Origin of the sequence: Aminobacterium colombiense DSM 12261 (genome assembly GCF_000025885.1) — a bacterium.
Lineage (GTDB): Bacteria > Synergistota > Synergistia > Synergistales > Aminobacteriaceae > Aminobacterium > Aminobacterium colombiense.
Window position 1 is genome coordinate 864,012 of sequence record NC_014011.1, and the last position, 15,868, is coordinate 879,879.

The window sequence follows — 15,868 nt, forward strand, 5'->3', positions numbered from 1 at the left end:
CAACGGGCGGGGGCCGTTTTAAGATGGCTCTTGCCCGTTTCTTCTTGTAGAACTGAAAAAACAGGAGGTTTTCCCATGTCAGCACGTGAGAATCGCAGGCAGAGAGACAAAAAACCGATGCTTCCCTTTGGAGACCTGATGCTTCCTATTATTGGACTCATAGCTGTAGGTCTCTTAATTGTGGGCATCAAATTCTTTTTTCTTTCAGAGCCTTCTCGGGAACAACATAAGCCGGTTATAGTTCATGAAAAAACGACTACGACGGCGGCCCCATCTTCAACAGTCGCATCTACAGCTGATGAGCCCCCTAAAGCCGCACCTGACAAAGCTGAAAATGCTGTTCCAGTGGCGGGATCTACAGCTCCAACTGCTCCCCAGGTTGCAGCACCTGTTACCCCCCAGACCGCATCGGAAGGCGGAACGCAGAAACCTGCTGCTGTAACTGCTGAAAGCGCAAAAGTGGTCATGGCTGCTCCAGCTCATGATGGGAAACTCATAACTGGGGGAGTGGAGAATAGTGCCTGGGGTGTCCAGATAGGCTCTTTTAAGAGCAATGAATCGGCGAACCGCTTAAAGGAAAAAGTTGAAAAAGAAGGGTATAAGGCCTTTGTGTCCAAGGCTCTTGTCAGCAACAGCACTTTTTACAGAGTGACAGTCTGGGCTGGAAATGAAAGAGGTGAAGCTGACAAACAGGCAAATCAATTAAAGCAGGCAGGCCATCCTGTTCTTGTCGTTCGTCTGCGATAGAAAAGGAGAAAGGAAATGTCCGGTTTTGTTGAAAATTTAACAGATCGGTTAGAAAGTATCCTTAAAGTATCTGAGGTCCTACGTTTCCCGTGGGACCTTTCTTTTGACCTTCAAAATATTGAGCAGTGTCTAGGTGGTTTCCTTGCCGAAGATATAATATCTTCGATAGAATCTCCTCCTTTCACAAGAAGTTTGCGGGATGGTTATGCGGTCCTAAGTGAAGACATTTCAGGGGCAACTTCTTCTTATCCAGTTTATCTGAATTTGATTGGTGAAATTCCTATGGGAAAGGTGCCGGACAAGGTTCTTAATCCAGGGGAAACGATGGCTATCCATACAGGAGGAATTTTGCCAAAGGGCGCTGATAGTGTAGTTATGCTCGAAGATACAGCAACAAGCGGCCCTTGGATAGAGGTTCGCAAAGGGGCGCAGAGGGGAGAAAATGTAATTTATAAAGGGGAAGAAATTTCCTTGGGAGAAAAAGTGCTTTGTCGCGGCGACAGAGTATCTTTTAAAACCCTGGGCATTCTTGCTACCATGGGGCAAATCCTAGTGCCTTGTCTGAACCTTAAAATAGGCATATTTAGCACGGGGGACGAAATAATGGAGGCTAAAACAGATCCATTGCCCCCCGGGTGCATTCGAGATGTAAATAGCTGGGTACTTTGGTCTTTTCTCAAAGATCAGGGGTATGATGTGACATCTTTAGGAATTATACGAGATACAAAAGAGGCTTTACAGAACGCTTTATATGAAGCTCTTCATGCATTTGACGTGATCCTCATTAGTGGAGGTTCTTCAGTGAGTGTCAGGGATTATTGTTCTGAAGTGCTCGAAACGTTGGCAACACCAGGATTAATTGTACGAGGGGTTCGAATGTCGCCAGGCAAGCCTGTTTTAATAGCAGGCTCATTAAAAGAGAAGAAATTAGTAATGGGACTCCCAGGTCACCCTCTTTCCTGTATGGTAGCGGCAAAAGTTCTGCTTATTCCCCTTCTTGACCTCATTGCAGGAAGAATATCCAAGAAAAGCGCATTTTCCTTAGAGACAACAACTGATATCATAGGGTGTACAGGTATAGAAAAATTTTATCCCGCAGCGCTGCGGGATAATCGGGTTGTTCCCATCCTGGCTAAATCAGGGTATGTAGGAGCCCTAAACCATTCAGATGGACTTATTCGTTTGGGTGAGGAGGTAGAAACAGTTCGCCAGGGAGAAAGGGTGGAGTTTATACCATGGTGAAAAAATGGAGGGAACATGTTTCCATTGAAGAAGCATGGTTGGTTTTTAGACAGAATTTCTCTTCTCTTCACAAAAAGAGCAATGTCCCCGTAGATGAATGTACAGATCTAATTCTAGCAGAGGATGTTTTTTCGAAGAGGAATGTACCTCATTTTAGCGCCTCAGCTGTGGATGGTTACGCTCTTTCTACTAAAAAGACAGCAAATGCGTCTTCGGCAACGCCAGTGTTTCTTGATAGAGAGGAATACCAGTGGATTAATACCGGGATGGCTGTGTCTCTCGAATATGACGGAGTCTTAATGGTTGAGGATTCCTCTGTGAAAGACGGGAAATTAGCCGTATATAAAACTCTTTCAATGGGAGATAATATTCGTCCAGTAGGGGAAGATGTGACATGTGGACAAATAATAGCTCGTGCCGGAGACAAAATTTCTCCTGCATTAGCGGCACTCTTTCTTGCGTCGGGGTATTCTTTCGTTCCTGTGTGGAGCAAACCTAGAACACTGTATATTCCAACTGGTGATGAAATAGTTTCTGGCAAGACATGGTTAAGTGAGGGAGCAGTCTGCGGAAAGGTAGTAGAGAGCAATTCTACCATGTTGAAAGCTTATTTCCACCGTTGGGGATTCCCCCTCGATGTAACAGGTCCACTGCCAGATGACCCTCAAATCATCCGCAAAAGCATTCTCAATGGGGTGGAGGATTATGACCTTCTTCTTGTAGGGGCAGGTTCCGCCAAAGGAGAAAAGGACTATACATCGACTATCCTTTCTGAAGAAGGCACCATGCTTTTCCACTGGCTTTTGATGAAACCAGGGCGTCCAGCAATGGCAGCGAAGGTGAAGGGAAAACCTGTGGTAGATCTTCCTGGATTTCCAATGTCAACAGCTGTTGTTTTATGGACCCTTGTTTTGCCCCTCCTCCAGCTTTTAGCAGAAGGGAATTTCGATGAAGCCACAGTTCTTAAACAGGCTATGGGTGCGGAAACAGAAGAAACAATGAAGCTTCTGACTCCCTGTTCGTCTGTACCCGGCCGAAATGAATGGCTGCGGATAAAGGCAATAGCCTTGCAGGGAGAGAAAAGGGTATTTCCTCTCTCGTCAGGCTCTAGTACCATGTGGACCATGTCCGAGGCAGATGGTTTTGCCCTTTTGCCCAGGCCTGTGGCAGAGTGTCCGGCTGGAACGAACTTAAAAGTATGGCTGACTCGCAAAATAGATTGGACTCGCCGTCTTCTTTTCCAAGGATCGAATGACCCCGCTTTTGAACGTCTGGGATCCTATGTGCATAAAAGGGGTGGTGAGCTTATCTATCGTTCAGTTGGGAGTCTTGGCGGTTTGTCTGCATTGGCAAGGGGCGAGTGTCATATTGCGGCTTGCCACCTTCTTGATCCAGAAAAAGGATCGTATAACAACACATACATTGAAAAACTTTCTAACGGGAAGCAGTGGAAACGTCGCTTGCTCTTTTACAGAAAACAGGGGATCCTTGTGGCACCTGGTAATCCCCTTCATGTTTTAACTATTGAAGACCTGGCAGAAAAAGGAGTTAGATTTATAAATCGTCAACCAGGGGCGGGCACTCGTGTGCTCCTCGATGTTCTTTTGCAAGAAAAGGGGATAGCTGTTTCTGATGTTAATGGATATTCAATTCAGGCTACTACCCATTTCGATGCCGCAAATCGTATTGCTTCGGGGGTAGCAGATGCTGCACTGGGCATTAAGGCTGCTGCTGATGCTCTCGGCCTTGATTTTATTCCTATAACAGAAGAGCCTTACGAGCTTGTTTACCCCCAGGAATATGAAGATCATCCATGCATTCAGGCTCTTATGGATGCCCTGGACGATCCAGAGTGGAGGCGGGACGTAGATAAGTTAGGGGGATATCGATGGAACTCCTGAAGGATTCCTTCGGTCGAATCCTGCATTACATTCGTATTTCAGTAACAGATCGCTGTAACTTCAGATGTCAGTACTGCATGCCTCGTGAAGGCATTAAGTGGATCGACCATAGAAATATCCTTCGATATGAAGACTTATTATTCCTTTGTAATGTCCTTGCCAATATGGGAGCAGGCAAGCTTCGTTTTACTGGCGGGGAGCCTTTTGTAAGAAAGGGGTTTCCTTTATTCCTTAAAAAAGTGCGAGAGGAATTCCCGCAGGCGGCCCTTTCCGTTACTACCAATGGGTCAATGCTTGCATCTGTAGCAGATGATATTTTATCCCTTAAACTTGAAAGTATAAATATAAGTCTTGATACCCTGGACCCGCAAAAATTTAAACTCATAACAGGCACCGGCAACGTTCAGGATGTTATTCGGGGAATCAGGTCAGTAGCCATTCATAGCGACACTATAGTGAAACTCAACACCGTATTGATAAATGGGTTTAACGAAGATGAGATAGGCGATCTTTTATTATTTGCAGAGAGGGAAGGAGTATTGCTTCGTCTCATAGAGTTTATGCCCCTTCATGGGGATGTTTGGAATTACAACCGTTTTATTTCCGCAGATGACATCCTTTCATCCCTTCCGGATGCAAACAGTTGGCGGGACGACACCTCAGAAAGTAAAGATAATGCAGGTCCTGCCCGCTATCTAGTGAATACTCTGACAGGGCAACGTCTTGGAGTTATAGCTGCGGTAACCCATCATTTTTGCGATACATGCAATCGTCTCCGCATAACGTCTACAGGGCAAGTTCTACCATGTCTTTTTAGCCAAAAGGGGGTTAACATTAGCAATGCATTACGAGAACGGGATGAAGAAATGGTAAAAAAGGGTATTATAGAGGCAATTAAGATGAAACCCCGACGATGGCTTGATATGGAGTCGGGAGATGAACATATGTCTCGGATTGGAGGGTAATTTGACATGGAGCCATTTTCCCACCTTGATGACCTTGGACACCCGCGAATGGTCGATGTTGGCGGAAAAGAAAGGACTGCACGCGAGGCTCTTGCCGAGGGAGTGGTTTTATTGCCTCAAACTATTCGAGACGCCCTTTTTTCGGGAACCACAGATAAGGGAGATGTAATGAAAGTTGCGGAAGTTGCAGGAATAATGGCTGCAAAAAAAGCTTCGGAACTTATCCCCCTCTGTCATAATATAAGTCTTGACAAGGTAGAGATCCACTGTGAGCTGTTGCCTAAAGAAAACAGGATTAAGATAACGTGCAATGCGGCTTCGAAAGGTGTAACTGGAGTAGAAATGGAAGCTCTTACTGGCGTAATGGCAGCAGCCCTCACAGTTTATGATATGTGTAAAGGCATAGATAAGGGTATGGTGATACAAAATGTGCGATTGCTTCATAAAATTGGGGGCAAAAGTGGAGATTATAGGGTTTCAGAGGAGGAGCATGAATGAAACTTCTCGGTATTTTGAGTAATGAGGATCGGCGTGAGTATGGAATATGCTATGTCAACAAGCGAGGAGATGGTCAATCTTCTGTTAATGGGAACCTGGCCACTCTTTTCATAGTAAAGCCAGGAGATATGCCTGCTTATGAAGGTGCGGCCTGTATCTTACGGGTCTCCCTTCTTAAAGATCTGGAGATAGGGAATTTGTTGGCCTTTGCAGAAAGTGACGTGTTGCTTCGTATAGAAAGACAACACGCCCCTTCTCAGTGGGAACTTTCTGTGCAGCAAAGTGGTTTTATTTCTGTATCTTCGGAAATAGAAACATGGAGATCACTGCGTGTTGGTGTTTTAACGGTGAGTGATAAAGCAAGTCAGGGTTTAAGGGATGACACTGCTGGTCCTGCTTTATCCAGAGCGGTAATTCTCATTGGCGGCATCGTAGAGGAACAGTCCATTGTTCCCGATGAAAAGGAAACCATAGAAAAAAAGCTCCGCCACTGGGTCGACCAGAAGGATCTTCATCTTATTCTGGTGACAGGAGGTACGGGTCTATCAGAGCGAGATGTAACGCCAGAAGCTCTGGAGGCCGTAGCCCATAGGAAAATCCCGGGAATAGGGGAGTTTATGCGAAGTCGTACGGTTTACTATACACCTCGGTCTATTCTTTCCAGGGGGCTTGCTGTAACAAGAGGGAAAAGCCTGATTATTGCTGTTCCTGGAAGTCAGAAGGGGGCTCTTGAGTGCTTTGAGGCCGTTGTCCCAGTGCTGAGACACGGCGTTGAAATACTACGAGATTGGGAGAAGGAATGTGGACATTAAGAATAACAGAGTTCGCCGGTGTCTTATTATTACGGGGATGTCAGGAGCCGGAAAATCGACGGTATTGAACATCCTGGAAGATCAGGGGCTATTTGCCGTTGATAATATCCCTCCAGCATTGTTGCCGCAGCTTCTGGAGCTCCTTTCCCAACACCGGGCGGCAGTGCAGGAAGGACTTGCAGCCGTTGTCGACGTTAGGGGGGGACGGCTTCTTAATGACCTTTTTTCTGTCGTTGATTCTCTTAAAGGGACCATCCCTCTTGTACAGGTTCTTTTTCTGGATTCCTCTGATGAAAGCCTAGTACGGCGTTTTGAAACAACAAGAAGGAGACATCCGCTGGGAGACCATATACCTGTTCTCGAGGGCATCCAGAAAGAAAGAGCCTTATTGGCTCCAGTGAGGGAATATGCTGATGTGGTACTTGATACATCTGGGCTCTCCATACGAGGTCTCAAAGATCGTCTCATAGCTGAATTTATACGGACTGAAGCTACTGCGTCCGTAGTATTCTCGTCCTTTGGTTTCAAATACGGGATTCCACAGGATAGTGATTTCATGCTGGATGTGCGATTTTTAGTGAACCCTCACTATGTTCCTCTACTCAGCCATCTAACGGGAAAGGATCCCGATGTCCAAAGCTATATTTCAACCCCTGAGGAAACACGCCTATTTCTTGCCCGTTGTTATGAGTTTTTGGATTTTCTCATTCCTGTCTACCTTTCATCAGGGAAATCACCCTTTCATATAGCTGTGGGTTGCACCGGTGGCCAGCATCGCTCAGTAGCAGTGGTGGAGTGGCTTTCTGAATATTATAGTAAAAAGGGCGTGCGGTGTGTGGTAAGGCACAGGGATATAGAACGAGGCCAGGTGGGAGAGTAATGGATTGGCGCATAGCATATCTCCTAGGATTAATCACAGCTTTTCTAACCTTGTTTGTTCTCTCTTTTAAAAATAGGAAAGTAAGTCTTTTTCGTCCTTCTCCTAAAAAAGATGTTATGGCAAAGGTAGTAGAGTATAGACTGTCCATGGGGCCTCACATTGTAGCTGTTGGCGGTGGAACGGGACTTTCTACCTTGCTTTTGGGGCTTAAATCTTTCACAAGAAACATTACAGCAGTAGTGGCTGTCACAGATGAGGGAGGAAGTTCCGGCCGTTTGCGGCAGGAATGGGGCGTTCTCCCCCCAGGGGATGTTCGAAACTGTATTGTTGCCCTGGCAGAAAATGATAATGCCCTTCGCAATATTCTTGATTTTAGATTCGATAGAGGAGATCTTTCCGGCCATAGCCTTGGGAACCTCATTCTTTTGGCAGTTACAGAGCTTTCCGGCGACTTCCGTGTTGCCGTAGAAGAAATGAATCATCTTCTCGCCATTCGAGGTAAGGTTTTACCGGTAACAACTGAAGCGGTTTCCCTTATAGCTGAAACAGTGGACGGGCAGCTATGCCGTGGGGAACTGCAAATTTCTTCCTGCGGAAAAAATTTGAAGGATATATGGCTTGAGCCACAAGACGCCCGGCCACTTACTGATGTGATACGGGCCATAGAGGAAGCAGATCTTATTGTTATGGGGCCAGGAAGTCTTTTTACCAGTGTATTACCGAACTTGCTTTTGCCGAAAGTTGCCCAGAAAATTCAGGAATCGCCTCTTCCCAGAGTTTACGTTGCCAATCTTATGTCTCAGCCAGGAGAAACAGATGGAATGAATATACTGCACCACTTAGAATGGGTCGAAAGAGCGGTGAAGGCAGTTCCGGATTATGTGGTGGTCAATAACGGGTCGATACCGGAAGCCCTTCTTCAGGCCTATCTCAATGAAGGAGCGGTTCCATTATATTTAGATGAATCTCAACGGGAAAGGATTCTGGAAAAAGGCTGTCATATTATTGAAGGAAATTACGTTAAGGTCTATGAAGAATCTGTGGTCCGCCATGATGGGCAGGCCCTTTCAGAAACTCTTATGAGAATATGCAGAGATTTGAAAGAAGTGTAACCACGCCATGAAGAGCATTAGTGAAACGATGTGGGACGAATGGGTTTTCTCTCCTGTTTCCAGTACAAATGCAGATTCAGAAGTAGCAGGAGTCCTTTGGGGACTTATGCCTGCGTCACCTGAATTTTTAACAAAGGAACGATTAGTTATCCTTTCAGGGCGGCGACTATGGGTATTCCGGCGTTTAAGAAGAATTTGGTCCCATTCCCGATGGGGGCAGAGAGTTGAACTGCCAACGATCCTTAACGTTCCAGCCAGTTTTAAGGGAAACGTAACTCTTTCCATTCCCCAAACACTAATAGCTGAAGTTGTTGTCTGGGGAGAAAACGCTAAAAGAAAAAATGATTGGGCATGGCTGCGGGGAGTATGGGGAAATTGCGGCTCTTTATATGTGCCTAAAAGCGGATATTACCTTGCCTTCCGCTTCAGGTTCTATAGATTGATGGACATGGTCTTATCCCTTTTGAAAAACAATCATTTCCCCATGGGCAAGCGTATGGTGGACGAACAATATGAATTGCTTTTACGAGATCAAGAGAAAATTGTTACATTGCTAAGCAACTTTAAACTTTTTGATACATCTTTGAAATTAGAGGAAAAGGCCATTGTTCGGGCTATGCGTGACAGAGCGAATAGACTTGTGAATTGCGATGCTTCCAACATACGAAAAACTCTTGAGGCTGCTGAGTGGCAGCTCGAAATAGCTAAAGTCTTTCAGAACGAAAAGGTCTGGGCGACTTTGCCAGAACCTTTGAAAGAGCTTATAGAAACACGGATGCAATATCCTAGCGCTACTTTGACAGAGTTGGGACAATTACTTTCAAAACCAGTAAGTAAAAGTACTGTCAAATACCGTTGGCAAAAGCTAAAGGAAATGGCTGAGCAATTGCCTCACGGTATATAATAAGTTTCGAGAAATAATATTTTATTAGAATTTATTACAATGTATATATAGAAAGGGTGCTGCATAATGAAGAAGGTTAGAGTTGCTATCAATGGTTTTGGCCGCATTGGAAGACTTGCTTTACGTGCTATGTATCAATATGACCAGGAGGGTCTTTTTGAGATAGTGGCGACAAATAGCCGTACAACCCCCGAACAGAGGGCTTATATGTTTAAATACGATTCCATCCACCGCCGTTTCCCCGGCGAGGTTCAGGTTGATGGAGACGATCTCATCGTCAATGGCAACAGGGTAAAAGTTCTAGCCCATAAGGATCCTTCTGAATTAAACTGGGGCGATCTTGGAGTTGACATCGTGATAGAGTCTTCAGGCATCTTTAAGGATCTCGAAGGAGCTCAGACACATTTAAAAGCGGGAGCGAAGAAAGTTGTTATAACAGCGCCGGGAAGTGGAGAAGGGATCCCTACTTTTGTCATGGGCGTTAATGAAGGTCTTTATGACCCTGAAAAGGATCATGTGGTCTCAAATGCATCATGTACTACAAACTGTCTCGCTCCTGTGGCGAAGATCCTCAACGAAGAGTTCGGTATAGCCCGAGGCCTTATGACAACTACCCATGCCTATACAAATGATCAGAAATTGATGGATTCTTCCCATAAGAAACTCCACCGCGGCCGAGCTGCAGCTCTCTCCATGGTTCCCACATCTACTGGAGCAGCTAAAGCGATTGGACTTGTCATTCCCGAGCTCAAAGGCAAGTTGAACGGTATAGCCCTTCGTGTTCCCACTCCTGACGTTTCAGTTGTAGACCTTGTTGCTGAACTTAACAAAGAAGTATCAGCCCAGGAAGTAAACGAGGCGGTGAAAAAACGAGCAGCAGGCGACATGAACCATTATGTGGTGTATGAAGAAGACGATCTGGTCTCCTCTGATTTTATCGGAGATCAGCACTCTTCTATCTTTGCAGCCCGGCATACCATGTCTATTGGCAACATGGTAAAAATCTTGGTCTGGTACGATAACGAGTGGGGCTACACCTGCCGTTGTATTGATCTTGTAAACTATATGATCAAGAAAGGGCTGTAAGGAATGAAGCTACGAGAATTCTCTCGTCAAGATGTAGAAAATAAAAAGGTACTCATGCGGGTAGACTTCAATGTTCCTTTAAAAGATGGGATAGTTACTGACGTGACAAGAATTAATGCTCACGTTGCCACTATTCGCCAGCTTCTTGATTGGGGAGCAAAAGTTACCCTTGTTTCTCACTTAGGACGCCCGAAGGGTAAAAGGGTTGATTCCCTGTCTTTAAGCCATGTTGTAGAAAAGATTGAGAGTGCCTTGGGATGCCCTGTGACTTTTGTAGATGACGTCATTGGAGAGAAAGTAAAAAACGCGGTAGACTCTGCCCCTGCTGGTACGGTCATTCTTTTGGAGAACTCCCGGTTTTACCTAGAAGAGGAAAAGAACGATTCTGATTTTGCAAAAAAACTCGCACATCCCTTTGAGGTATTTGTAATGGACGCTTTTAGCGCTTCTCATAGGGCTCATGCTTCAACAAGAGGTGTAATGGAATACCTTCCCTCCTTTTCCGGGCATCTCATATCCAGAGAGATTGAAATGCTCAGTGCTGTAAGCGAGGCCCCTGAGAAACCTTTTGTATTGATTCTTGGTGGAGCGAAAGTATCAGATAAGATAAAAGTAATTGACCACCTTCTCACCAAAGTGTCGGCAATTCTTATTGGCGGCGGCATGGCCTATACTTTCCTTGCCGTTCAGGGTAAAAATATCGGACATTCCCTCTATGAAGAGGACAAGGCAGATTTTGCTCGTCAAATGCTGAATAAGGCCAAAGAGATAGGCGTAGATATTGTACTTCCAGTGGATACAGCTGTGGCTGATTCTTTAGAAAGTGACGCTCCCAGAAAAGAGGTTTCTGTAAATGAGATTTCTCCTTCTGATATGGGGCTTGATATTGGCAAAGAAACAGCCGCTTTGTTTGCTTCATATATTGAAAAGGCCAAAACGATCCTTTGGAACGGTCCCATGGGCGTATTCGAAAACCCTGTTCTTGCAGAAGGAACCCGTCTTGTTGCAGAAGCGGTAGAAAAATGTACAAAAAATGGTGGCGTAACCGTAGTGGGTGGCGGGGATACGGCCTCAGCTGTCAAGAAATTAGGATTTTCAGAAAAGGTAACCCACGTTTCGACCGGGGGCGGCGCAAGCCTGGAATTTTGTGAAGGGAAAATATTGCCCGGCATTGAACCTCTATTAGAAACACAATAAGCGAAGGCCAGATAAAAGATAGATCGCAACTAGAGGAGACGGGAAGCCAAAAGCTCCCGTCTCAATTTTAAAAGAAGATCAAAAAGGAAGGAGTTTTTTCCTGTGAAAAAGATATTTCTTTTTGGAAACTGGAAAATGAACAACGGCCTGGAAGAAACGAAAATATTCTTTAAAGATCTCACCGCGCAGATATGTGAGGACGCAGTCATTTGTGACCAGCTGGAAAGAAGTTTTTTAGAGGTTTGTATTTTCCCACCTTTTACTTCACTGTATGTAGGCGCAGAAATTCTTGCTCAAAACGTTAAAAAAGGGATTTTTCTCGGGGGACAAAATGGCTTTTATGAAGATAAAGGGGCGTTTACTGGCGAAATTTCACTCCCAATGCTTAAAGAAACGGGATGTAGTCATGTCCTCATTGGCCACAGTGAGCGAAGGCACATAATGGGTGAAACAGACGACCTTATTCATAAAAAATTGCAGGCGGCTCTCCATCATGGTTTAACACCTGTTCTTTGTTTTGGAGAGACTCTTTCGGAGAGGGAGTCCGATTTAACCTTTGAAGTAATAGAGCGGCAAATTCTTAAGGCCGTCAATGGCCTTACAAAAGAAGAGATCAAAAAAACAATTTGGGCATACGAACCTGTTTGGGCCATAGGCACAGGCCGTACAGCCAGCCCTGAAAATGCAGAAGAAGCATGTTCCTATGCCCGCACACTTTTATGTAATTACGGTAATATAGACATTGAAGGGGAGGGACATCGAGACGTCCATATACTTTATGGCGGCAGTGTAAAAGCAGCAAATGTTGCGAGCCTTCTTGAAGAACCTGATATTGATGGAGCCCTTATTGGCGGAGCGTCCATTACAGCAGACTCTATGCTTGAAATTATTCACGAATCACTTCATAGAGGATAAAAAATAATTCACAAATCTTTTATAAATACGATTGGTTAATGTAGGCCCAGAATTTTATTCTGGGCCTACATTGTTTCCCTCCGGCATGTTTGACCAATCAAACATGCCGGAGTATAATTCTTTATGTTTGATAGATAAAACATTAAGGCGGTGTTTACGTTGCTGCTTTTAAATTCTACATACTTGCCTCAGTGCAATCTCAGGTAGGCTCTACGAATATATAAAAGGAATGCGGGTATGTATTCTTCACACAACATTGACATAGTATGAGAAAGAAATTGTGCATTGTCTTCAGAATTAAAAATCTCATATATTATTTATCCTGTAAACAATCACAAAATTAACTTTTTGGGCCATCAAATGTGTATGAATGTGAAGAACTTATAGGTTAGGAGGAACATTTTATGCGAGTTGGCATTTTTTATGGAAGTTTTATTGGTCACATAGAACATTTACGACAGGTCTTGAAGGCATGATTACTTTGAATGAATTACGGCCTGGCGAGCATGGAGTAATTCGTAAAAACAGAGCTCGGGGCGTAATAGGGCAACGGTTAATGGATCTCGGTTTTTTCCCAGGAGTGGAAGTGCATGTCATTCGTAACGCACCTCTTGTCGATCCTGTAGAAATAAAAGTAGATGGACATCACGTTACTATTCGGCATGAGGAGGCAAGATTTGTGGAGGTAGAGAAGCAATGAGTCATGAAAAAATGCATATTGCTTTAGCTGGCCAGCCAAATTGCGGTAAATCGACAATCTTTAACATGCTTACTGGCGGGCGGCAGTTTGTCGCAAATTATCCAGGCGCAACTGTATCTATAAAAACAGGTTCATTTACTTGGCAAAACCGGAAAACACTTCTAACTGACTTGCCTGGCACATATAGCCTTTCCTCCTATTCAGAAGAAGAGCGCATTGCAAGGGATTATATTTTAGAACAGACTCCCTCTCTTGTCGTGAATGTTGTCGATGCTTCAAATTTAAAACGGCACCTTTATCTTACGTTTCAGCTTTTAGAAATAGGAGCCCCGATCCTGATCGCCCTTAATATGGTTGATGTTGCTGAAAAGAGAGGGCTTAAGATTGATGCTGATGCCTTCGCGAAAGCATTGAATATTCCTGTTGTTACAACAGTTGGCAATAAGGGGCAAGGTAAAAAAGAGTTAAAAGATAGCATCCTTGAAGCTTCAAGCACAGTGCGAAAACAAGAGAGTAAAGATGTTTTTGAAGTGGATTACGGAGTTCTTGCTCCCTATCTTGATGACCTTTCATTGAGGCTTGAAGAAGCTATCAGAGAAAGCTTCTTCAAGGTGCCTTTTAGATGGCTGGCAATAAAGTTGCTTGAAGAAGATGAGGTAGCAAAAAAAATAGTATTAAATAACTGCTCTGATCCCGAAAAAGTGTTGACCTTTGTGGAAAGTGTTGTTGAGGACTTTGAAAAAAAACACGATGACACTCCAAGAGGATTTATTGCCTTCAGACGACATATTGCTGCCGAAAAAATAGAAAAGAGTTGTGTTATAAGAACGAAGGAAGTTTCTGTTACATTAACAGACAGAATCGACAGGCTTGTATGCAGCAGAATTTGGGGTCCTCTTATTCTGGCCGGCATTATTTACCTTTTGTATGAGTTGTCTATTGTACAGGGATATAAACTGACAAACTATATGATACCTTTTCTCGAAGGATTTCGTAATGCTGTAGAGGTATTTCTTCCCACGGGCAGTTTTTTCCAGGAACCGCTCATACGCATCCTTGTATTAAATGTAATTACGAGTATAAATTCCGTGCTAATTTATATTCCTATTTTCTTAGTGCTTTTTGCGCTGATCGCAGTTCTCGAAGACGTGGGGTACATGCCGAGAATGGCTTTTATTCTAGACAAACTTTTTAGACGTTTTGGATTACATGGGCAATCGACTTTGCCTCTTATCCTGGGTGGCGTTTTTGTAGGCGGATGTGCTGTTCCTGGTGTCATGGCAACTCGTGTTATAGCTGATGAAAAAGCAAGGCTGGCTACAATTCTTGTTGTACCTCTAATGAATTGTTTGGCCAAGGTTCCCCTCTATACACTGCTTGTCAGTATTTATTTCGCGAAAGAAAAAGCTACAGCCATGTTCTTCATTTCAACGATTACTATTATTTTAGCTCTTTCTGTAGCCAAAATTTTAACGTTGACTTTGCTTAAAAACAGACCCAGCTCACCCTTTGTGCTCGAAATGCCGCCTTATCATATTCCCACTGTACGTGGTGTTGTTGTGAGATCTGTGGAAAGAACCTGGTTGTTTGTAAAAAAAGTTATCACAATCATTATGATCGTCGCCGTTGTAGTTTTCTTTTTGACAAATTATCCTTCTCTAAATGAAGAGCGAAAAAGTGACTATAGAAATCGGGCAGAACAGATAAACGTTTCTTTTCTTTCTCGAATTGAAGGGACGCCCTTTTATGAACAGCTTCGTTCTGAATCAAATATTGTTCGTTATCTTGCTGTTGAAGAGCGCTATAAAAATCAGAAACGGGTACTTTTAAATGCCTCTGATGCAAGAAAAGAAAAATTTGAAAAAAAATTTGAAGAACGTTATCCAGATGCCTATCCCTTGTTAAATGCAAAGGGAAAAGGAGGCAAAGCTTTTAGCAAAGCCTTTAAACAGATGAAACGAGACAGGGCTATTTTATTGATGGAAATGAAAGATGAAACGTTGCATAAGAGTTTTCTGGGCATAACGGGAAAAGCCTTAGAGCCAATAACACGTTTTGCTGGCTTTAACTGGAAAGTCAACGTAGCTCTTTTAAGTTCCCTGGCGGCAAAAGAGAGCAGTGTTGCTACTCTTGGGATGCTTTATCAACCGCGAGAGGAAGGACAAACTCTTGAAGAAAGCATGAAAGAGCAAGAAGCAGGATTTACTTCTCTTCATGCCTTGGCGTTAATGATTTTTATGGCCATGTATCCGCCATGTATTGCAGCCCTTCTCATGGTTAAAGTTGAAGCTGGTGGGTGGAAATGGGCGTTTATCGCTTTAGGATATCCCATCATATTAGGCACTGTTTTGGCAACTATTGTTTACACGGGAGGAATGTTTTTAGGCCTAACAGGGAAACAAGCGATGTTTGTTTTTTATGGGCTGGTTTTATTGACAGCGTTCCTCTTGGGGAAAATAAAAGGAACAGTTTTTGATGAATATACTGATGAAGGTTTATTGGGGAAGGAGGTGATTGACGCATGAGACGAAAAATATTAGCAGCTTTAATAATGGCATTGTTTGCGTCGTTTGTAATGAGTACGGGAGCTTTGGCACACACTCCTATGTGCTATTGCTACTTGAATGGAGACGGAACAATTACATGTGAAGGCGGGTTTTCCGATGGTTCGTCTGCAACAGGAGTAAAAATGACGGTCCAGGATAGTGATGGAGAAGTTCTTATAGAAGGAAAAATGGATGAGTTGAGTGAGTTCTGTTTTGAAAAGCCAGACGTTCCTTTTGTTGTAGTTTTTGACGCAGGTCCAGGTCACATTGTTGAAGTAAAAGGTGAGGATATCACAGACTGAAAAAAGCGCTACCAAGGAAACGGCGCTCGTTTCCTTGGTAGCGGCCACTTGAAAATGAGTA

15 protein-coding genes are annotated in these 15,868 nt (G+C 43.9%); all 15 read left to right on the forward strand.

Translation table 11 applies throughout. From position 1 onward, the window contains the following. The first annotated feature begins 75 nt into the window (after positions 1–75). The 15 genes from AMICO_RS04205 to AMICO_RS04275 all read left to right on the forward strand — a co-directional run bounded on the left by AMICO_RS04205 (position 76) and on the right by AMICO_RS04275 (position 15,807). On the forward strand, positions 76–747 hold the full coding sequence (locus tag AMICO_RS04205) for an SPOR domain-containing protein (RefSeq protein WP_013048224.1): 672 nt from the start codon (positions 76–78) through the stop codon (positions 745–747). A 15-nt stretch (positions 748–762) separates the two neighbouring features. Next, positions 763–1,989 carry a molybdopterin molybdotransferase MoeA gene (locus tag AMICO_RS04210; RefSeq protein ID WP_013048225.1) on the forward strand — a complete coding sequence of 409 codons (1,227 nt, stop codon included), beginning with the start codon at positions 763–765 and terminating at the stop codon, positions 1,987–1,989. After that, entirely contained in the window at positions 1,983–3,890 is a 1,908-nt protein-coding gene (locus tag AMICO_RS04215; protein WP_013048226.1) for a substrate-binding domain-containing protein, read from the forward strand. The genes AMICO_RS04210 and AMICO_RS04215 overlap by 7 nt, the downstream gene beginning before the upstream one ends. Beyond that, a complete protein-coding gene (gene moaA / locus AMICO_RS04220) occupies positions 3,878–4,855 on the forward strand; it encodes a GTP 3',8-cyclase MoaA (RefSeq protein WP_013048227.1) in 978 nt (325 codons plus the stop codon). Before AMICO_RS04215 ends, moaA begins: the two co-directional genes overlap by 13 nt. Before the next feature lie 6 nt (positions 4,856–4,861). Further along, the gene (gene moaC, locus AMICO_RS04225; RefSeq protein ID WP_013048228.1) at positions 4,862–5,353 is read left to right on the forward strand and encodes a cyclic pyranopterin monophosphate synthase MoaC; all 492 of its coding nucleotides are present in this window, start codon (positions 4,862–4,864) and stop codon (positions 5,351–5,353) included. After that, a complete protein-coding gene (locus AMICO_RS09875) occupies positions 5,350–6,165 on the forward strand; it encodes a MogA/MoaB family molybdenum cofactor biosynthesis protein (protein WP_041459334.1) in 816 nt (271 codons plus the stop codon). Before moaC ends, AMICO_RS09875 begins: the two co-directional genes overlap by 4 nt. After that, a complete protein-coding gene (gene rapZ / locus AMICO_RS04235) occupies positions 6,155–7,045 on the forward strand; it encodes an RNase adapter RapZ (RefSeq protein WP_013048230.1) in 891 nt (296 codons plus the stop codon). The genes AMICO_RS09875 and rapZ overlap by 11 nt, the downstream gene beginning before the upstream one ends. Next, positions 7,045–8,157: a gluconeogenesis factor YvcK family protein gene (locus AMICO_RS04240; protein WP_013048231.1), complete on the forward strand. Its 1,113-nt coding sequence runs from the start codon at positions 7,045–7,047 to the stop codon at positions 8,155–8,157. Before rapZ ends, AMICO_RS04240 begins: the two co-directional genes overlap by 1 nt. Positions 8,158–8,164: 7 nt before the next feature. Then, entirely contained in the window at positions 8,165–9,061 is an 897-nt protein-coding gene (gene whiA, locus AMICO_RS04245; RefSeq protein ID WP_013048232.1) for a DNA-binding protein WhiA, read from the forward strand. A gap of 66 nt (positions 9,062–9,127) precedes the next feature. Continuing rightward, complete coding sequence (gene gap, locus AMICO_RS04250; RefSeq protein WP_013048233.1) at positions 9,128–10,147, forward strand: type I glyceraldehyde-3-phosphate dehydrogenase; 1,020 nt, start codon at positions 9,128–9,130, stop codon at positions 10,145–10,147. 3 nt (positions 10,148–10,150) lie between these two features. Next, a complete protein-coding gene (locus AMICO_RS04255) occupies positions 10,151–11,344 on the forward strand; it encodes a phosphoglycerate kinase (RefSeq protein ID WP_013048234.1) in 1,194 nt (397 codons plus the stop codon). Between the two features lie 102 nt (positions 11,345–11,446). Continuing rightward, the gene (tpiA, locus tag AMICO_RS04260) at positions 11,447–12,259 is read left to right on the forward strand and encodes a triose-phosphate isomerase (protein WP_013048235.1); all 813 of its coding nucleotides are present in this window, start codon (positions 11,447–11,449) and stop codon (positions 12,257–12,259) included. A gap of 472 nt (positions 12,260–12,731) precedes the next feature. Continuing rightward, complete coding sequence (locus tag AMICO_RS04265; RefSeq protein ID WP_244392450.1) at positions 12,732–12,959, forward strand: FeoA family protein; 228 nt, start codon at positions 12,732–12,734, stop codon at positions 12,957–12,959. Beyond that, on the forward strand, positions 12,956–15,484 hold the full coding sequence (gene feoB / locus AMICO_RS04270) for a ferrous iron transport protein B (protein WP_041459335.1): 2,529 nt from the start codon (positions 12,956–12,958) through the stop codon (positions 15,482–15,484). The genes AMICO_RS04265 and feoB overlap by 4 nt, the downstream gene beginning before the upstream one ends. Then, positions 15,481–15,807: a hypothetical protein gene (locus AMICO_RS04275; protein WP_013048236.1), complete on the forward strand. Its 327-nt coding sequence runs from the start codon at positions 15,481–15,483 to the stop codon at positions 15,805–15,807. The genes feoB and AMICO_RS04275 overlap by 4 nt, the downstream gene beginning before the upstream one ends. The last annotated feature ends 61 nt before the right edge of the window (positions 15,808–15,868 follow it).